Origin of the sequence: Stenotrophomonas sp. Marseille-Q5258, assembly GCF_946900935.1 — a bacterium.
Taxonomy (GTDB): Bacteria; Pseudomonadota; Gammaproteobacteria; order Xanthomonadales; family Xanthomonadaceae; genus Stenotrophomonas; species Stenotrophomonas nematodicola.
The window spans coordinates 90,964-109,615 of sequence record NZ_CAMPPN010000002.1 but is presented as its reverse complement, the minus strand read 5'-3'; the positions used below and the strand labels follow the sequence as shown (position 1 = coordinate 109,615).

The 18,652-nt window shown below is 68.4% G+C and carries 19 protein-coding genes; 10 read left to right on the top strand and 9 right to left on the bottom strand.

Features of this window, described 5'->3' with window-relative positions:
• Positions 1-371 precede the first annotated feature (371 nt).
• Positions 372-1,247, top strand: a complete 876-nt coding sequence (gene rpoH, locus OC534_RS01740; protein WP_017354635.1) for an RNA polymerase sigma factor RpoH — start codon at positions 372-374, stop codon at positions 1,245-1,247.
• An 89-nt stretch (positions 1,248-1,336) separates the two neighbouring features.
• Here the strand turns inward: rpoH and purD are convergent, their stop codons facing one another.
• The 4 genes from purD to purH all read right to left on the bottom strand — a co-directional run bounded on the left by purD (position 1,337) and on the right by purH (position 6,159).
• Entirely contained in the window at positions 1,337-2,623 is a 1,287-nt protein-coding gene (purD, locus tag OC534_RS01735) for a phosphoribosylamine--glycine ligase (protein WP_262071268.1), read from the bottom strand.
• Positions 2,624-2,711: 88 nt separating this feature from the next.
• Complete coding sequence (locus OC534_RS01730) at positions 2,712-3,623, bottom strand: hypothetical protein (RefSeq protein ID WP_262071267.1); 912 nt, start codon at positions 3,621-3,623, stop codon at positions 2,712-2,714.
• Positions 3,624-3,665: 42 nt separating this feature from the next.
• A complete protein-coding gene (locus OC534_RS01725) occupies positions 3,666-4,568 on the bottom strand; it encodes a hypothetical protein (protein ID WP_262071266.1) in 903 nt (300 codons plus the stop codon).
• Between the two features lie 7 nt (positions 4,569-4,575).
• A complete protein-coding gene (purH, locus tag OC534_RS01720; RefSeq protein WP_166473512.1) occupies positions 4,576-6,159 on the bottom strand; it encodes a bifunctional phosphoribosylaminoimidazolecarboxamide formyltransferase/IMP cyclohydrolase in 1,584 nt (527 codons plus the stop codon).
• A 75-nt stretch (positions 6,160-6,234) separates the two neighbouring features.
• On the opposite strand from purH, the gene OC534_RS01715 reads away from it, so the two are divergent.
• Genes OC534_RS01715 through OC534_RS01690 form a run of 6 tightly spaced genes read left to right on the top strand, consistent with a single transcriptional unit; the run spans position 6,235 to position 12,020 of the window.
• Entirely contained in the window at positions 6,235-6,843 is a 609-nt protein-coding gene (locus tag OC534_RS01715; protein ID WP_026070539.1) for a CDP-alcohol phosphatidyltransferase family protein, read from the top strand.
• 55 nt (positions 6,844-6,898) lie between these two features.
• Positions 6,899-8,662: a bifunctional alpha/beta hydrolase/class I SAM-dependent methyltransferase gene (locus OC534_RS01710; RefSeq protein WP_262071265.1), complete on the top strand. Its 1,764-nt coding sequence runs from the start codon at positions 6,899-6,901 to the stop codon at positions 8,660-8,662.
• Positions 8,655-9,986, top strand: a complete 1,332-nt coding sequence (locus tag OC534_RS01705; RefSeq protein WP_153165029.1) for a phosphatase PAP2/dual specificity phosphatase family protein — start codon at positions 8,655-8,657, stop codon at positions 9,984-9,986. The genes OC534_RS01710 and OC534_RS01705 overlap by 8 nt, the downstream gene beginning before the upstream one ends.
• Positions 9,983-10,411 (top strand): hypothetical protein, encoded by a 429-nt coding sequence (locus OC534_RS01700; RefSeq protein WP_153165028.1) that lies wholly within the window; start codon positions 9,983-9,985, stop codon positions 10,409-10,411. Before OC534_RS01705 ends, OC534_RS01700 begins: the two co-directional genes overlap by 4 nt.
• Positions 10,408-11,040, top strand: coding sequence for a lysophospholipid acyltransferase family protein (locus OC534_RS01695; RefSeq protein WP_026071037.1), 633 nt, complete (start codon positions 10,408-10,410; stop codon positions 11,038-11,040). Before OC534_RS01700 ends, OC534_RS01695 begins: the two co-directional genes overlap by 4 nt.
• Positions 11,037-12,020, top strand: a complete 984-nt coding sequence (locus OC534_RS01690; protein WP_017357620.1) for a phosphatidate cytidylyltransferase — start codon at positions 11,037-11,039, stop codon at positions 12,018-12,020. Before OC534_RS01695 ends, OC534_RS01690 begins: the two co-directional genes overlap by 4 nt.
• 54 nt (positions 12,021-12,074) lie before the next feature.
• Here the strand turns inward: OC534_RS01690 and fis are convergent, their stop codons facing one another.
• From fis to prmA, 3 genes are all read right to left on the bottom strand, one after another.
• Positions 12,075-12,350 (bottom strand): DNA-binding transcriptional regulator Fis, encoded by a 276-nt coding sequence (fis, locus tag OC534_RS01685; RefSeq protein WP_026071038.1) that lies wholly within the window; start codon positions 12,348-12,350, stop codon positions 12,075-12,077.
• A gap of 114 nt (positions 12,351-12,464) precedes the next feature.
• On the bottom strand, positions 12,465-13,265 hold the full coding sequence (locus OC534_RS01680) for a DUF3426 domain-containing protein (protein WP_262071264.1): 801 nt from the start codon (positions 13,263-13,265) through the stop codon (positions 12,465-12,467).
• 30 nt (positions 13,266-13,295) lie between these two features.
• Positions 13,296-14,216, bottom strand: a complete 921-nt coding sequence (prmA, locus tag OC534_RS01675) for a 50S ribosomal protein L11 methyltransferase (RefSeq protein ID WP_262071263.1) — start codon at positions 14,214-14,216, stop codon at positions 13,296-13,298.
• 185 nt (positions 14,217-14,401) lie between these two features.
• Between prmA and OC534_RS01670 the strand changes: the two genes are divergently transcribed.
• From OC534_RS01670 to OC534_RS01660, 3 genes are read left to right on the top strand one after another with little or no spacing between them, the layout of a single operon-like run.
• Positions 14,402-15,361, top strand: coding sequence for a hypothetical protein (locus OC534_RS01670; RefSeq protein ID WP_136004549.1), 960 nt, complete (start codon positions 14,402-14,404; stop codon positions 15,359-15,361).
• Positions 15,358-15,729 carry a hypothetical protein gene (locus OC534_RS01665; RefSeq protein WP_017356889.1) on the top strand — a complete coding sequence of 124 codons (372 nt, stop codon included), beginning with the start codon at positions 15,358-15,360 and terminating at the stop codon, positions 15,727-15,729. The genes OC534_RS01670 and OC534_RS01665 overlap by 4 nt, the downstream gene beginning before the upstream one ends.
• The gene (locus OC534_RS01660; RefSeq protein ID WP_166473508.1) at positions 15,729-16,466 is read left to right on the top strand and encodes an alpha/beta hydrolase; all 738 of its coding nucleotides are present in this window, start codon (positions 15,729-15,731) and stop codon (positions 16,464-16,466) included. Before OC534_RS01665 ends, OC534_RS01660 begins: the two co-directional genes overlap by 1 nt.
• A gap of 294 nt (positions 16,467-16,760) precedes the next feature.
• Here the strand turns inward: OC534_RS01660 and accC are convergent, their stop codons facing one another.
• A complete protein-coding gene (gene accC, locus OC534_RS01655) occupies positions 16,761-18,128 on the bottom strand; it encodes an acetyl-CoA carboxylase biotin carboxylase subunit (protein ID WP_017356887.1) in 1,368 nt (455 codons plus the stop codon).
• A 10-nt stretch (positions 18,129-18,138) separates the two neighbouring features.
• Positions 18,139-18,633, bottom strand: a complete 495-nt coding sequence (gene accB / locus OC534_RS01650; RefSeq protein WP_262071262.1) for an acetyl-CoA carboxylase biotin carboxyl carrier protein — start codon at positions 18,631-18,633, stop codon at positions 18,139-18,141.
• Positions 18,634-18,652 lie beyond the last annotated feature (19 nt).

Genomic DNA, 18,652 nt, shown 5'->3' with positions numbered 1-18,652 from the left:
CCACAACGACAGACTCCCGGGTTCCTGCGCAGCGCGCCGGATCAGCGGCAGGCGATGCGGCCAATGGCAGGTCGGTGCCGTCCTCGGGTCGCCCCGGTCACTGCCCGGCGGTTGATGAACGATGGGCAACCTTTTTTCAGATGAATGGGCGTGGTCCCGCGGGTCGTTCAGGCAAAAACGACGCCGTTTGCCGATGTTTTCATGGCAACTTGTTGAAATAAAAGCAATATTCTGTTGATTCGATGCCACTCGCCACTGTCATCATTTCGCGGTACGTTATCCGGGTTATCGGTGCCATCGTTGCATGAACGGAACGCTGGAACTTCTTTCTCCTTTAGCAGTCCAAGTTTCCGACTGCTAAGATGCCCCTTATGAGCCAGAACATGTCTACTGCCCTTGTGGCAAACAATCTCCCGATTCCCAGTGCGCTCGGTTCGCTGGACGCCTACATCGGTGCCGTGCACCAGATTCCGGTGCTGTCGGTCGATGACGAGCAGGACCTGGCCCGCCGCTTCCGCGACGAGCAGGACCTGGACGCCGCGCGCGAGCTGGTCCATTCCCATCTGCGCTTCGTGGTGCACGTGGCCCGTGGCTACAACGGCTACGGCCTGGCGCTGGGCGACCTGATCCAGGAAGGCAACATCGGCCTGATGAAGGCGGTGAAGCGCTTCGACCCGGACATGGGCGTGCGCCTGGTGTCCTTCGCGGTGCACTGGATCCGTGCGGAAATGCACGAGTTCATCCTGAAGAACTGGCGCATCGTCAAGGTCGCCACGACCAAGGCGCAGCGCAAGCTGTTCTTCAACCTGCGCAAGTCCAAGACGCGCCTGGGCTGGATGAACGCGGCCGAAGTCAGCGCGGTCGCCAAGGACCTGAACGTGTCCGAGCGCGAAGTGCTGGAAATGGAATCGCGCCTGTCCGGTCGCGACATCGGTTTCGACGCGTCCAGCGATGACGACGACGACCATGCGCCGCCGTCGCCGGCCGCGTATCTGATGGCCAATGACGAAGATCCGTCGATGGCCTACGAGCGCGCCGACAGCGAAGACAACCAGCTGCAGCTGCTGCGCGAAGGCCTGGCCGAGCTGGATGCACGTTCGCGCGACATCATCCGCCGTCGCTGGCTGGACGCGGACAGCAAGGTGACGCTGCAGGAACTGGCTGACGAATACGGCGTTTCCGCCGAACGTATCCGTCAGGTCGAAGCAAACGCGCTGAAGAAGATGAAGGCGCTGTTTACCGCGTAACGCGGGCTGCACGGTGTTGCATTGAAAAGCCCGGCCAATGCCGGGCTTTTTTGTGTAATGGCCTTTCCAGCATCAAAGCGCAGAGCGCCTCAACCGCGTTCGCGCACCACGGCGCGCCAGCCGATGTCGTTGCGATGGAACTCGTTGGCCCACGTCACCGCCGCCACACCTGCGTAGGCATTGGCCTGCGCGTCGCCCACGCTGTCGCCCAGCGCCGCCACGCACAGCACCCGGCCGCCCGCGCTGAGCACCTGGCCCTGCGCGTCAAGCGTCGTGCCGGCATGGAACACCTTGGCCGTCGAAGGCACCTGATCCAGCCCGTGGATCACATCGCCGGTGATCGGTGCCTCGGGGTAGGGCGCAGCCGCCATCACCACGCCCAGCGACGGGCGCGGGTCCCACTGGGCCTGCACGGCGTCCAGGCGCGCATCGATGGCCGCTTCGACCAGATCCACCAGGTCCGACTGCAGGCGCAGCATCACCGGCTGCGTTTCCGGATCGCCGAAGCGGACGTTGAATTCGATCACCTTCGGCGCGCCGCCAGCATCGATCATCAGCCCGGCATAGAGGAAGCCGGTGAACGGAATGCCGTCGGTGATCATGCCCTGTACGGTCGGGTTGACCACCTCGCGCATCACCCGCGCATGCACCTCGTCTGTGACCACCGGTGCCGGCGAATAGGCACCCATGCCGCCGGTGTTCGGGCCGGTATCGCCGTCGCCCACGCGCTTGTGGTCCTGCGAGGTGGCCATCGGCAATGCGGTGCGGCCGTCCACCATCGAGATGAAGCTGGCTTCCTCGCCATCGAGGAACTCCTCGATCACCACGCGGGCACCGGCATCGCCGAAGGCGTTGCCCGAGAGCATGTCGCGCACCGCGTCTTCGGCCTCGGCCAGGGTCATCGCCACGATCACGCCCTTGCCGGCGGCCAGACCATCGGCCTTGACCACGATCGGCGCGCCCTTTTCGCGGAGATAGGCCAGGGCCGGCTCCACCTCGGTGTGCACCGCATAGAAGGCGGTCGGAATGCCGTGGCGGGCCAGGAAGTCCTTGGCGTACGCCTTGCTGCCTTCCAGCTGCGCGGCGGCGGCGGTGGGCCCGAAGATGCGGTGACCCGCCGCGCGGAAGCGGTCGACCACGCCGGCCACGAGCGGTACTTCGGGGCCGACCACGGTCAGCGCCACGCCCTCGGCGGCGGCCAGCGCGAGCAGGCCGTCCAGGTCGGTGATCTTGACCGGCATGTTGCGGCACTTGGTTTCGGTGGCGGTACCGGCATTGCCGGGGGCGACCAGCACTTCGGTCACCTTCGTCGACTGGGCCAGCTTCCAGGCCAGGGCGTGTTCACGGCCGCCAGCGCCGATGACCAGGATCTTCAATGCACTTCTCGCGTAAGGGGGGGCAGACCGGCGATTTTACGCGGTGCCGGTGCCGGGTGCATGGCACGGTCGCCCGGCCACGCGCCGGTCAGCTGCCGCCGCAGTCGTCCCGCTGCAGCGCCTCGGGCACCTGGTAGGCCCGCGTTGCCGGGTCGAACATCAACTGGTGGAACTCATGCGCCGCCCCGGCGCAGTCCTGGCCGCGGCCACGCACGGTGATCGGCCAGTAGCCGTCCACGGGCGCCTGCTGCTCCACCGTCGTGTTGAAGTCGATGTTGAAGACCGTGCCGTCGCAGTCGTCCGGATCGCTGTCGCAGTCGTAGCGGGTCAGGTTGTCGAGATGGTCGCGGTAGCGGGCCACCTCGCGCAGGCGGTTGCTGTGCAGGGCGACGTAGCTGCGGTCGACCAGCGAACCGCCGCGGCCATTCCAGCGCTGGGTGAGGTGGAAGGCGGGGCGCTGCGGCCCCAGCGTTGCGACCTGCACCGTACCGGGAACGCCATCGCTGCCGGCGTTGACCTGCAGGCGCTGGTCCACCACCAGCAGCGGCCACGGCTGGCTGTCGCCGGCGACGCCGCGCTCGCCGTCGCGCAGTACGAACAGGTCGACCCGTCCCGGTTCGACGGTCGCCGCATCCTCGATGGTCTGGCAGACCGCCAGCAGGGTGTGGGCCTGGTCATCGACCGTCACGTTGCGGCGGGCGCAGACCGCGCGCTCCACCGGCCGCATCGCCACCACCTCGGTGTCTTCCCAGCGGTCCTTCCAGGCGCCGTCCAGGCGCGCCCTGGCGCCATAGCGCTGGTGCAGGAAGGTCAGCAGGCGCGCGTCGGCATCGCCGCTGGCCATCACCGTCTCCACGATCGGGGCGGTGGTATCCAGCCGGGGTTTCGCCGTTTCCTGCACGGCCGGCACCTCCTTGCCGCACCCGGCCAGCAGGGCCACCGCCAGCGCGATGCAGGCGGGTGGAGCAGTGCGGTGGATGCCGGTTGTTGTCATGGTCATGGTGACGTCATCAGGAGAGGGCGCTGCCCTGCAGCGTAGTACCTACTCGCGGCAGTGTTCGCGCAGCAACGCGTCCGGGATCGGGTAGGCGCCTTTGGCCGGGTCGTACACCAGGCGGTAGTGCTCGTCGGTGGGGCCGGTGCATTCGGGTCCCTGGCCACGCACATCCAGCGCCGCGTAGCCGTCCTGCAGTGCCTGCATGTCCGCCGTCACGCTGAAATCGATGTCGAACAGCCGGTTGCCGCAGGCGGTCGGGTCTTCGTCGCAGTCGTACGCGCTGTCGTTGTCGATGTGGTCGCGGAAGCTGGCGACCGGGGTGAGGCGGGTGTCGTGCAGGGCGACGTAGGTGCGCGATACCAGCGAATAGCCCTGCCCGTACCAGCCATCGGTGATGCGGAACGCCGGCCGCTCGGGCCCCAGCGTATCGATCGCCACGGTGCCGGGCATGCCGCGCATGCCCGAGTACATCAACAGGTGCTCGGCCACCCGCACCAGCGGGCGGGAAGCGGTACCAGGCGCCGCCTCGCCATCGCGCAGGACGTACAGGTCGATCCGTCCCGGTTCGACGCTGGCCGCGTCTTCGAGGGTCTGGCAGACCGCCACGAGATGATGCGGCTGCCCGGTCACTGCCACCGTCTGCCGGGCGCACAGGCGACGCTCCACCGGGCGCGTGGCGTCCTGGTCGGGGTCGTCCCACTGGTCCTTCCACGCCGTGTCCAGCGTGGCCTTGGCGCCGTAGCGGTCGTGCAGGAAGGCGAGCAGGCGTTGATCGTCGTCGACCGGCTCGGCAGGCGCCGGTGTGGCCGCTGCGTGGCTGTCGAGCCGACGCGCCGGTTTGCCCGGATCGGCCGGCGTGGCATCACCACAGCCGGCCAGCAGTACCGTCAGCGCCGCACCCAGCCAGGGGCGGGGGGCGCGGCGGTCGACATTCCCTGTCGTGGTCATCGTGACGTCAGTGGCGGAAGTGGCGCACGCCGGTGAACACCATCGCCAGGCCGTGCTCGTCGGCTGCGGCGATCACCTCGTTGTCGCGCATCGAGCCGCCCGGCTGGATCACCGCCTTGATGCCGGCGGCCGCAGCGGCATCGATGCCGTCGCGGAACGGGAAGAAGGCATCGGAGGCCATCACCGACCCGTCCACCGCCAGGTTCGCATCGGCCGCCTTGATGCCGGCGATGCGGGCCGAGTAGACCCGGCTCATCTGGCCGGCGCCGACACCGATGGTGCGGTTGTCCTTGGCGTAGACGATGGCGTTGGACTTGACGAACTTGGCCACCTTCCAGGCAAACAGCAGGTCGGCAAACTGCTTGTCGGTGGGCGCGAGCTTGCTGACCACGGTCAGCTCATCGCGCGCCATGCCGCGGTTGTCGGCGCTCTGCACCAGCAGGCCCGAGCCGATGCGCTTGGTGTCGTAGTTGTTGCGGCCATCGCCATGCGGAATGCGCAGCACGCGCACGTTGGCCTTCTTCTGCGCGTACTCGAGCGCGGCCGGTTCGTAGTCCGGGGCGATCAGCACTTCGACGAACTGGCGGTCCAGGATCACCTTGGCAGTGGCAGCGTCGAGCGGTCGGTTGAAGGCGATGATGCCGCCGAACGCGCTGGTCGGATCGGTCGCGTAGGCCAGCTCGTAGGCATCGCCGTTGCCGGCGCCCACAGCCACGCCGCACGGGTTGGCGTGCTTGACGATCACGCAGGCCGGCGCGTCGAACTGACGCACGCATTCCCACGCGGCATCGGCATCGGCCAGGTTGTTGTAGCTCAGTTCCTTGCCCTGCAGCTGCTGGAAGGTGGCCAGCGTGCCCGGCACCGGGTGCAGGTCGCGGTAGAACGCGCCGCTCTGGTGCGGATTCTCGCCGTAGCGCAGGTCCATCACCTTCACGAAACTGCTGTTCATCTGCGCCGGGAACTCGGTGCGCACCGGCACGGCCGCCTCGGTGCTGGCCACAGCGGACAGATAGTTGCTGATGGCCGCATCGTACTGGGCCACGCGGTTGAACGCGGCTACGGACAAGGCAAAACGCTTGCCGGCCGACAACCGGCCCTCGTGGGCGTCCAGCTCGGCGAGCAGCTCGGCGTACTGCGACGGGTCGGTCGCCACCGCGACGCGCGCGAAGTTCTTGGCTGCCGAACGCAGCATCGCCGGGCCACCGATGTCGATGTTCTCCACCGCCTCGTCGAGCGTGCAGCCGGCTTTGGCGGTCACCGCCTCGAACGGATACAGATTCAACACCAGCAGGTCGATCGCGTCGATGCCGTGTTCGGCCATCACGGCCTCGTCCAGCCCGGCGCGGCCGAGCAGGCCGCCGTGGACCCGCGGATGCAGGGTCTTGACCCGGCCATCCATCATTTCCGGGAAGCCGGTGACATCGGCCACGTCCTTGACGGCCAGGCCGGCGTCGCGGATCGCCTTGGCGGTGCCGCCGGTCGACAGCAGCTCGACGTTGCGGGCGGCGAGGGCGCGGGCCAGGTCGATCAGGCCGGTTTTGTCGGAAACGGACAGCAGGGCCCGGCGCACGGGCAGCAGATCGGAACTCATGGGGGCAGGAGATCGAAGCGGAGCGGGTGCATATTGTAGGCTCCCCGGCATCCGCCATGAACCACAGGACAGGGAATCGTGTCGATCTATGCGTTGAAGGGACGCTTCCAGGCCCTGCTGCGGCCCGCCGTAGCCGGCCTGTACCGGGCCGGGGTCACCGCCAACGTGGTCACGCTGGCGGCGGCGGTGGTCTCGCTGGCCGTGGCCGCCGCCGTGTACGTGTGGGGCCCGTCGCAGCCAATGGGGTATCTGGCGCTGCCGGTGTGGATGCTGCTGCGCATGGCGCTCAATGCCGTGGATGGCATGCTTGCCCGCGAATTCGGGCAGCAGTCGCGGCTGGGTGCCTATCTCAATGAACTCTGCGACGTCATCGCCGACGCGGCGCTGTATCTGTCGCTGCTGAGTCTGCCCGGGGTAGCCTCCGCTGCCCTGTGGACATTGGCGTGGCTGGCGGCGGTTTGCGAGTACGCTGGCGTCCTGGGCCTGATGGTGGGGGCAAGCCGTCGCTATGACGGTCCAATGGGCAAAAGCGATCGCGCGTTCGTGATCGGCGTGACAGGATTGTTGTTGGCCCTGGGCTGGATCGCAGCGCCAGGGGTGACCTGGATCGCGTGGGCAGCGGCCGCCTTGTGCGCGTGGACCACACTGCGCCGGGTAAGGACAGGATTGGCGGAGGCCGGCTGACCCAGCCGGCAGCCGATCAACGGCGGATTCCGCCGGATGCACAACGGAGTGATGCATGCGCGCACAGCAACACCTGCAGTTCCACAGTTTCGATGCACAGCCGCTGTTCTACCGGCATTGGCCCGCCACCGACCCGACTCCGGCCTCACCCCGGCGCGCGCTGGTGCTGCTGCATCGCGGGCACGAGCATTCCGGGCGCGTGGCGCACCTGGTGGACGAGCTGGACCTGCCCGGGATGGACGTGTTCGCCTGGGATGCCCGCGGCAACGGCCAGTCGCCTGGTGCACGCGGCGATGCGCCCGGCTTCGACGCGCTGGTGCGTGACCTGGACAGCTTCATCGCGCACCTGCACGACCATCACGGCATCGCCGTGGAAGACATCGCCATCATCGCCCAGAGCGTGGGCGCGGTCGTCGCCGCGACCTGGGTTCATGACTATGCGCCGCCGCTGCGTGCGCTGGTGCTCGCCTCGCCGGCATTCAAGGTGAAGCTGTACGTGCCGTTCGCGCGCCCCGGGCTGGCGCTGATGCAGAAACTGCGCGGCAACTTCTTCGTCAATAGTTACGTCAAGCCGCAGTGGCTCACCCACGACGCGGAACGGGTGGCCAGCTACCGCACCGACCCGCTGATCACCCGGCCGATTTCGGTGCGCGTGCTGCTGGGGCTCTACGAAGCGGCCGACCGCGTGGTCGGCGACGCACAGGCAATCACCGTGCCGACCCAGCTGCTGGTTTCGGGCGCGGATTTCGTGGTCCATCGCGCGCCGCAGGACCGCTTCTACGAGCGCCTGCGTTCACCGATCAAAGAGCGCCACCTGCTGCCCGGCTTCTTCCATGACACCCTTGGCGAGCGCGACCGCGCCCCGGCCGTGGCCGCCATCCGCCGCTTCATCGGCGAGCGCTTCGCCGCGCCGCTGGTACGGCCCAGCCTGCGCAACGCGCATCGCCACGGCCCCACCTTCGATGAGGCCGAGGTGCTGGCGTGGCCCCCGCAGCGCAACAGCCTGAAGGATCTGTACTGGCGCTTCACCCGCGCCGGCCTGCGCGTTGGCGGGCGCCTGTCCGAGGGCATCGCGCTGGGCCTGGAGACCGGCTTCGATTCGGGCAGCACGCTGGACTACATCTACCGCGACCAGGCACGCGGGCGCGGTCCGCTGGGCCGGTTCGTTGATCGCAACTACCTCGACGCCATCGGCTGGCGCGGCATCCGCGTGCGCCGCACCCACGTGCGCGAGCTGCTGCAGCTGGCGGCGCTGCGCCTGCGTGGCGAAGGCCGGCCGGTGCGCGTGCTCGACGTGGCCGCCGGCCACGGGCGCTATGATCTGGATGCACTGGCCCAGGGCGAACAGCGCGCCGATGCGATCCTGCTGCGCGATTTCAGCGAGCGAAACGTGGTTGAAGGCCGCGCGCTGATCGAGGCGTTCGGCGCGGCCGACATCGCCCGCTTCGAGCAGGGCGATGCCTTCGATGCCGATGCGCTGGCCGCGATGCCGGACACGCCGACGCTGTCGATCGTGTCGGGCCTGTATGAACTGTTCGCCGACAACGACGCGGTGGCGCGCTCGCTGCAGGGCATCGCTGCCGCCATGCGCGAGGGCGGCTACCTCGTGTACACCGGTCAGCCGTGGCACCCGCAACTGGAGTTCATCGCCCGCGCGCTGACCAGCCACCGTGCAGGCGCGGCCTGGGTGATGCGCCGCCGCACCCAGCAGGAGATGGACGAACTGGTGCGCCTGGCCGGATTCGAGAAGGTCACCCAGCGCATCGACCGCTTCGGCATCTTCACCGTGTCGCTGGCGCGCCGGGTGGGCCATGACTGAGGGCGGGCGTCCCTGGCGGCGCGCGCTGCTGTGGCTGGCCCTGCTGGGGCCGTTCTTCTTCCTCAGCTATGGCTTCGCCAATGCGATGGCCGCGCGCCTGCCGTTCGTGCCGTCGATCGTGTTCGACTGGGAAGCGCGCATTCCGTTTCAGGCCTGGACCATCGTGCCCTACTGGTCCATCGACCTGTTCTACGTGGCGTCCTTCTTCGTCTGCACCCAGCGCGCCGAGCTGGACGCGCACGCGCGCCGGCTGCTGACCGCGCAGCTGCTGTCGGTGGCGTGCTTCCTGCTGTGGCCCCTGCGCTTCAGCCTGGAGCGGCCCGACACCGGTGGCGTGTTCGGCTGGTTGTTCGATGTGCTGCTGGGCTTTGACAAGCCGTTCAACCAGGCGCCGTCGCTGCACATCGTGCTGCTGGTGGTGCTGTGGGTTCGCTTCCAGCAGCACCTGCACGGTCTGTGGCGGACCGCGCTGCATGTCTGGTTCGCATTGATCGGGCTGTCGGTGCTGACCACCTGGCAGCATCACTTCATCGACGTGCCCACCGGCGTGGCGGTGGGCTGGCTGTGCGTGTGGCTGTGGCCGCTGCAGGGGTCATCACCGCTGCGGCACTGGCAGTGGGCACGCGAGCCCACGCGCTGGCGGCTGGCCGTGCTGTACCTGGCCGGCAGCGCCGGCTGTGCGGCCCTGGCGTGGGCCGTGGGCGGGTGGGCGATGTGGCTGGCGTGGCCGGCCCTGTCGCTGCTGCTGGTGGCGCTGGCGTACGCCGGCCTGGGGATCGCCGTGTTCCAGAAGCAGGAGGACGGGCGGCTGAGCATGGCCGCGACCTGGCTGCTGGCGCCGTACCTGGGTGCCGCCTGGCTCAATGCGCGCTGGTGGACACGACGCGCGCCGCAGCCACAGCTGGTGATCGACGGGGTGTGGCTGGGCCGGCTGCCGGACGCCGATGCCACGCTGACGGTGGCAACCGTGGTGGATGTGTGCGCCGAGCTGCCGTTCCGCACGCGGGTGCGGCATTACCGCAGCGTGCCGATGCTCGATCTGGCCACGCCATCGCCGGCCGCGCTGCGTCAGGCCGCCGATGCCATCGCGCATGGCCGCCGGCGCGGCGAGGTGCTGGTGTGCTGCGCACTGGGCTATTCGCGCAGCGCCGCTGCCGTGGCCACCTGGCTGTGCCGCAGCGGCCATACCGCCAGCGCCGATGCCGCCATCACCCTGCTGGCACAGGACTGCCCGCGGATCGTGCTGCACGCACGCCACCGCCGGGCGATTGAACAGGCGGTGCGCGAGGGCGCCGCCAATGGGCAGACACAGGTGAATGCATGAGCATGCTGTTCCAACTGCGGGTGATGACCGCCGTACTGCGCCAGGCACGCCTTGCGGCGGTGATATCCACCCTGCTGGCTGCCGCCGCGCTGCTGCTGGCAAGCGTGTCGTCCCCTGGCCTGGTGGCCATGACACTGGCGCTGGCCTCGCTGCTGGCTGCGGGGGTGCAGGCGTATTACGCCGCCCGCGTCGGTTTCGATGCGGCGCTGCTGGAGGCCATGCAGGCCTGCCATCCGGATGCCGCCCCCGGTGTGATCGACGATGTCCTGCAGAAGCTGGGCCTGCGTGACGCGTCGGCGACCAGCCGCGGCTGGCAGGCACGCTGGCAGGGCATGCGCCGGCTGATGCGCTGGCAGCTGCTCGCGCTCGGCGCGCAGGCGGTGCTGCTGCTGGCGGCACACCTGTGCCGGTGGGTGCCGTGGTGATCGCCGACCTGATCGCCCGCGGCTGCAGTGGCGCGATCCGCACGCTGACCGGCGCGCGGGCGTTGTGGCAGGGCTGTGCGCCGTCGAGCGACCACCGCGTGTACTACGGCAACCACGCCAGTCACGGTGACTTCGTGCTGATCTGGTCGGCGCTGCCGATCACGCTGCGCCGCCAGGTGCGGCCGGTGGCCGCGGCCGACTACTGGCAGCGCGATGCCCTGCGCCGCTACCTGATCCATGCCGTGTTCAACGGCGTGCTGATCGAGCGCGATGCGGCCAAGCGCGAGCACGACCCCATCGCCTGTCTGTGCCAGGCGGTGGACGAGGGCAACTCGCTGATCCTGTTCCCCGAGGGTACCCGCAACACCGACGAGGGCGTGCTGCCGTTCAAGAGCGGCATCTACCATCTGGCGCGGCAACGCCCGGAGCTGGAGTTCGTGCCGGTGTGGATCGACAACCTCAAGCGGGTGATGCCCAAGGGCCGCTGGCTGCCGTTGCCGCTGCTGTGCACCACTACGTTCGGCGAACCGCTGCGGCTGAAGGCCGACGAAGACAAGGACCGCTTCCTGGAGCGGGCCCGGCTGTCGCTGCTCGCGTTGGACCCGCAGCCACGCAGGCACCGCGCATGACCGTGTTCCAGGTGTTGTCCACCGACGTGGCCCAGCTGTCCACGCACGCGCAGACCCGGCTGCTGTTTGCCGGCATCGCCGCCGTGCTGGTGGTGGCCACGGTGATCGCCGAGACCCTGCGCTGGCGTGCGCGGCATGCGCCCAGCCCGGTGCTGGCCAACCTGGTCTCGCGCATCCGCGCCTGGTGGGTGATGGCCGCCGTGGTGGCGCTGGCGTTCTTCTTCGGGCGTACCGGCGTGGTGGTGCTGTTCGCGGTGGTGTCGCTGTTCGCCCTGCGCGAGTTCATCACCCTTACGCCGACCCGGGCCGGCGACTACTACGCGCTGCTGGCGGCGTTCTACATCGTGCTGCCCTGGCAGTACTGGCTGGTGTGGACCGACTGGTACGGCCTGTACACGCTGCTGATCCCGGTCTATGCGTTCCTGTTCCTGCCGATCCTGGCCACCATCGGTGGCGACACCACCGACTACCTGGAGCGCACGTCCAAGGTGCAGTGGGGCCTGATGATCTGCGTGTTCTGCATTTCCCACGTGCCGGCGCTGCTGAACCTGCGCCTGGCCGGTGTGGAACCGGCGCGCAACCTGCTGCTGTTCGCCTTCCTGGTGATCGTGGTGCAGTCCTCGGATGTGCTGCAGTACGTGTGGGGCAAGCTGATCGGGCGGCGGTTGATCGCGCCGAAGCTGTCGCCGTCCAAGACCGTGGAGGGGTTCATCGGCGGGGTACTGTCGGCCAGCGCGCTGGGCGCGGCACTGTGCTGGCTGACCCCGTTCACGCCGTGGCAGGCGTTCGGCATGTCGCTGGTGGTCAACCTGATGGGCTTCTGGGGCGGCCTGGTGATGTCGGCGATCAAACGCGACCGCGGCATCAAGGACTGGGGCCACATGATCGAGGGCCACGGCGGCATGCTCGACCGGCTGGATTCGGTGTGCTTCGCTGCGCCGGTGTTCTTCCACCTGGTGCGGTACTTCTGGAGCGGTTGATCCGCGTACCGGCCACGGGTCGGTATCCGCCGCGAGAGACGGATCGACACCGGCTCAGGTGGTGATGCCGTATTCCTTGAGCTTCTTGCGCAGTGTGGCGCGGTGGATGCCCAGCATCGCAGCGGCGCGGCTCTGGTTGCCTTCGCAGTGGTTGAGCACCTCCACGAACAGCGGAATCTCCATTTCACGCAGGACGATCTCGTAGACATCGTCGGCATCACAGCCATCCAGGTCCCGCAGGTACCGCCTCACCGACTGGGCTACATGTTCGCGCAGCGGTGGCTTGGGAGCGCCACGACTGGTGTCAGGACGAGGAAGGACAGCGTTCAAGGAGGATCCCGATGCAGGAGCCGGGGCGGACAACAGCCCTCGGCGGAATGATGATGGGGCCAGTCTACCGTGTGCGCCCGCAGGCTGCCACGCCGAACCGGACGAACGGCAGGGTCACAGGAACTCGAATGTGAATGCGACGGTCGATGCCGCAGGCTCGCGGACACGGAAGGCGATGCGCGCGCTCTGTCCCGGCTCCAGCACGTGGCCGCTGGCGTTGGCGGCGCCCAGGTAGTCGGCCGGCGCGAACTCGCCGGTGCCGATCAGGCGGCCATCGGCATCGGACAGCGACAGACGCAGCGCAGGCCATGCCTGTGCCCAACGTGCATCGTTACGGAAGCTGGCCTGCACCTGCAGCGCACCCGGTTGTCCGGGTACAGGGCGGACATCGCGGCTGATCATGCTGAACGCTGCCGGTTCGCGCCACGCCGGCAACGTACAGCGCAGCACGCTGCACAGGCCGGCGATCCACGGGCGCGTACCGGCATCGGCCGCCAACCGGGCGCGGTCGGCCACCGCGATCTGCAACAGCAGCATCACACCAAGGCCGGCGACCAGGCCCCATTGCCAGCGCGGCGTACGCAGGCGCGCACGGGGCGCCTGCAGGAAGCTCGGTGCGGTGGCGAGCGGCGCATCGTCGGCGCTCGCACCGGCCGTCAGCGCGTCGTCAGCCGGCGTTGCATCGGCCTCAACAACGGGCTCCGCGTCGGTCTCCGCATCGACTTCGGCGGGCGGTATCGCGATCTGCGGCAATGCGTCGCCCCACGGCGTGTCGCCGGTGCTGGCGGCGGTGTCGTCATCGGCACGACCATCAGCCGGCGCCGGCGGAAGGCCGTCGTCCACGGGCGCGGCGTCCTGCGCAGGGCGCAGGAAGGTGGCAAGCGGACGTCGCGGAGGCTGCGTGGGCTCGGACATGGGCGCGGGACCGGGCGAAGGACGCCTTATTCAAGCACGGCGGGTGCCGGTGATGCGCATCCAGTCCTCGTCCTGGGCCACTTCCAGCGCCTCGAACCACGGCGCGTAACGCTCCAGCAGTTCGCCTTCCTGGCCGTGCAGGATGCCCGACAGCGCAATGCAGCCACCGGGCGCGACGCGCGCAGCCAGCACCTCGGCCAGGGCGTCCAGTGCCGAGGCCAGAATGTTGGCCACCACCACCGGGTAGGTGGCCGGCGGTTCGTCGGCCGGCAGGTACACCGCGATGCGGTCCTGGAGGCCGTTGCGCTCGGCGTTGTCGCCGGTGGCGATCACGGCCTGCGGATCGTTGTCCACGCCCACGGCGCGGGCGGCGCCGAGTTTCAGTGCGGCCAGCGCCAGGATCCCCGAGCCGCAGCCGAAGTCGAGCACGGTCTGGCCATCCAGCGCGCCCTCGGCGGCCAGACCGTCGAGCCAACGCAGGCACAGCGCGGTGGTCGGGTGGGTGCCCGAGCCGAAGGCCAGGCCCGGGTCCAGCCGCACCACGGCCGCGTCGTCGGCCTGCGCGGCCTCGGGCAGGTCATGGTTCCAGGGCACGATCCAGGTGCGCTCGCCGAACGCCATCGGCTGGAACTGGTCCAGCCAGGCGCGTTCCCAGTCTTCGTCCTGGACCGCACGGAAGCTGGCGTTGCCCCAGTCCAGACCCGGGTCGAACGCATCCAGCGCGGCCAGCAGGGCCAGCGCGTTGGTATCGGCCGGGAACAGCGCGGTCAGCACCAGGTCGTTCCACAGCGGGGTCTCGCCCACGCCGGGTTCCAGGATGGCCTGCTCGTTGCTGGTGTCGGCGTCGGCATCGAGCAGGGTCACCGCCAGCGCACCGACGTCGTCCAGCGCATTCTCATAGCGGGGCTGCGTGGTTTCGGTGCAGCGGAGGGTGAGTTCCAGGAAGGGCATGGGGGCGAGGCCTGCGGAAAACCGTGCATGCTAGACCATTGCGCGCGGGCGGTCCCGGCGTGCCGATCGCGACGTCGTCTCCCGAGTGGCTGAGATGCTGGCCGGGTGCCGGTTCAGACAGCCGCCAATGCGCTTGCTAAACTGGGCATTCCGTTGTCGGCCACTGGCAGTCCCGGCGTTCGTTCATGGCGCTTGTTCCTACCCTGAAAACCTGGCTGCTGGTCGTGCCTGCCCTGGCGCTGCTCGGGGTGGTGGGCTATCGCGCGGGCGATCGGGTGCGGCATGCCGACCGTCCCGGCGCGGACATGATCGATGCGTCCGCATCGGCGTCGCCGTCGATCCCTGTCGAAGCGCGGCAGCTGGCGCGCCGCTTGCTGGTGAACGAACGCGGCAACGCGATCGCCTCCGGGCTGCCGCTGGACATCCGCGCCGACATCGAAGGCGATACCGATCTGTACGCCTACGCCCAGCGCCTGCAGCTGCAGGCCGCCAACGGCAACGCCGAGGCGGCATGGATGGTCAGCCGGGTGTACGACTACTGCGCGCTGTATGCGATGGACCCCGGCGGTTACCAGCTGGACAACACCGTGCTGTCCGGGCTGGGCATGAAGGCCTCTGTCGGCATGGTGCAGGCGCGCGAACGCGTGGCACGCCGCTGCACGGGCTTTGTCAGCAGCGACAATCTCGGGCGCCAGCTGATTCTTGCCCAGCGCATGCGGGCGGCCAAGGCCGGCAACCTGGCTGCCGAAGCCTCGCTGTTCTCCGAAGGCAAGGCGCTGGATGATTCGCCGGGCTATCGGCGCGGGCTGGTCGAGCGGGTGCTCGATTCGCGCGACCCGGAAGCCTACATGGCCCTGGCCTCGGGCATGGGCCAACGTGCCAGCGGCGACGCGGCGCTGCAGGGCCTGGTGGCCGGGGACCAGTTCAGCGAACTGGCCTGGCGCCTGGCAGCCTGCGAGCTGGGCATGGCGTGCGGGCCGGACAGTGTGTTGATGAACAATTTCTGCGCGAACGGAGGGATTTGTTCGCAGGACGGTGGGCAGGACTTTGCCACTTTCGTGTATGACGCCGCGGTATCGCGGCAAGGTGCGGGGAAAATGAAAGCGTTGGTGGAACAGCTGATCAAGCAGAGGAAAGGGCGATGAACTACCGTCGATTCCTGCATGGCGCCAAGTTCTGGTTCTGGGTGGTGTTGTTTGTCGCCTACTCGGCTGGCGCAGTGGGCCTGGTGATGATCGATACCTACGATGATCGATACCGGAGCCTGTCCAAGGTGCAGTTGACCTCGGTGAAGGCCGACGCCGACGTGCGTCGCGCCGGTGCCAGCCAGGTGGCCGCGGTGTACCGCGCGCAGAGCGGCATGCCGTTCGCGTCGCTGCCGGCCGGCAGCACCTTCCAGGTGGTGTGGCCGGACGGCTCCACCGAAACGATGGTGATCATGGACCCGACCTCCTCGTTGGGCGTGGAACCGGTCAGGAACACCCAGATCACGGCCGCAGACCGCAGCCGTTGATGCCTGAGGGCGAGGGCGCGCCACGCCAGGGCGCCCAGCGTGTACACGCGCGCCTGGTGGTGCTGCCGGGCCTGGATGCCACCGGTACCCAGCACGGCGCGTTCACCGCTGCGATGCAGCGGCACGGCATCGACACCACGGTGATCGCCTATCCGGTGGATCGCGCGGTGGGCTACGACGTACTGGCCGATATCGTGCAGGCGGCTCTGCCCCGGGACGAGGACTATGTGCTGCTCGGCGAGTCGTTCTCCGGCCCGTTGGCCCTGAGGCTCGCCGCTGCCCATCCGGCGCGTCTGCGCGGCCTGGTTCTTTCCACGACGTTCGCGCGCTCGCCCTGGTATGCGTGGCGTCGTCTGCAATCGCTTCTGTACTGGGCACCGGTACGCACGCTGCCGATGGGCGCGCTGTCCTGGCTGCTGCTGGGGCGCTGGAGCAGTGCCGCGCTGCGCGAAGCGCTGCGGGCTGCCCTGTCCCGCGTCCAGGCCGATGTGCTGCGCACGCGCGCGGTGGCCGCCCTGGGGGTCGATGTCGGCGCCTGCGCTGCTGCACTGCGCATACCAGCGCTGTGCCTGCATGCCGTTGATGACCGCCTGCTGCCGTCACGCTGCCAGCGCCACCTGTCCGCGCTGCTGCCGGCGCAGGACACCGTCTGGCTGGAGGGCCCGCACCTGCTGCTGCAGGCGCGCCCGGATGCCGCTGCCGAGGCGATCGCCACGTTCGTCGCCACCGTGTCCTGACGCGACGTTCTCCCGCGGCGCTCGGGTATCTGACGCATCAACGCGCCGCCTGCGGGGGTGGCTGCGGTGTTCTGGGCGGCGATCTTTGCCGGACGTTCAACCGCATGGACCCGGTCGATATGCAGACCCGTCTGCGCGCTGCACTGGAGAAGGCCGAGGCAGAGGCCAGGGCAGGCCGCCGACGATGCCTGCAAGGCGACGGCGCACGCCGCGCTGTGGCGGCGGCCCGGAGACCAGGCAAACAAAAAGGCGGGGAGATCCCCGCCTTTCTGTGGTGTTGCATGACGCCGTCGATCAGGTCAACGCGATCGACTTGTTCTTGCGTTCGGCCAGGCGCTTTTCCAGATAGTGGATGTTCTGGCCACCGGCCTGGAAGCCCTTGTCGCGCATGATGCGCTGCTGCAGCGCGACGTTGGTCTTGATGCCGTCCACGACCAGTTCGCTCAGCGCCACGCGCATGCGCGCGATCGCGGTCTCGCGATCCGGGCCGTGCACGATCAGCTTGCCGATCATCGAGTCGTAGTTCGGCGGCACGCGGTAGCCACTGTAGATGTGGGTATCCACGCGCACGCCGGGGCCACCCGGCGGATGGAAGGCGGTGATCTGGCCCGGGCTCGGCACGAAGGTTTCGGCGTCTTCGGCGTTGATGCGGCACTCGATCGCGTGGCCGGTCAGCACCACGTCGCTCTGCTTGATGCTCAGCTTCTGGCCGGCGGCGATGCGCAGCTGCTCGCAGACCAGGTCGATGCCGGTCACCATCTCCGTCACCGGATGTTCCACCTGCACGCGGGTGTTCATTTCGATGAAGTAGAAACGGCCGTCTTCGTACAGGAACTCGAAGGTGCCCGCGCCGCGGTAGCCGATACGGATGCAGGCTTCCACGCAGACCTTGCCGATCTGCTCGCGCAGTTCAGCGGTGATGCCCGGTGCCGGTGCTTCTTCCACCACCTTCTGGTGGCGGCGCTGCATCGAGCAGTCGCGCTCGCCGAGGTGGATGGCGTTGCCCTGGCCATCGGCCAGCACCTGGATCTCCACGTGGCGCGGATTCTCCAGGAACTTCTCCATGTACACCTGGTCGTTGCTGAAAGCGGCCTTGGCTTCGGACTTGGTGGTCTCGATGGCGGCCTTCAACGAGGCCTCGGCATGCACCACGCGCATGCCGCGACCGCCACCGCCACCGGCTGCCTTGATGATGACCGGGTAGCCGATCTCACGGGCAATCTTGGTGTTGGCCACGATGTCATCGCCCAGCGGGCCGCCCGAACCGGGCACGCACGGCACGCCGGCGGCCTTCATCGCGCGGATCGCTTCGACCTTGTCGCCCATCAGGCGGATGGTGTCGGCTTTGGGGCCGATGAAAATGAAACCGGACTCTTCCACGCGCTCGGCAAAGTCGGCGTTCTCCGACAGGAAGCCGTAGCCCGGGTGGATGGCCTGGGCATCGGTGACTTCCGCCGCGGCGATCAGGGCCGGGATGTTGAGGTAGCTCTCCGAGGACGGCGCCGGACCGATGCAGACCGACTCGTCGGCCATCGCCACGTGCTTGAGATTGCGGTCGACCGTGGAATGCACGGCCACCGTGCGGATGCCCAGGGTGTGGCACGCGCGCAGGATGCGCAGCGCGATCTCCCCTCTGTTGGCAATAACGACTTTGTCGAGCATGGACGGATCCTTAGCCGATCACGAACAGCGGCTGGTCGAATTCGACCGGCTGGCCGTTTTCGCCCAGGATGGCGACGATGGTGCCGGAGACATCGGCCTCGATCGGGTTGAACATCTTCATCGCTTCGATGATGGCCAGCGTTTCGCCGGCCTTGACCTGCTGGCCGACGGTGACGAAGGCCGGCTTGTCCGGGGACGAGGAGGCGTAGAAGGTGCCGACCATCGGCGCGCGCAGCACGTGGCCGTCCGGCAGGGCGTTGCCCGGCTTGGCGGTGCCGCCGGTGGAGGCTTCGGTGGGCGACTGCATCGGCATGGCCGGCGCGGCCTGCTGGGCCGGGGCCTGGGCAGGCGTCATCATCATCTGCGGCTGGGCCTGGACCATGCCGTAGCCGGAGACCGGGGCGCGCGACAGACGCACGGACTCTTCGCCTTCCTTGATTTCGATTTCGGCGAGGTTCGACTCTTCCAGCAGGTCGATCAGCTTTTTGATTTTGCGGAGATCCATAGGGGCCTCTTGGTTCTTG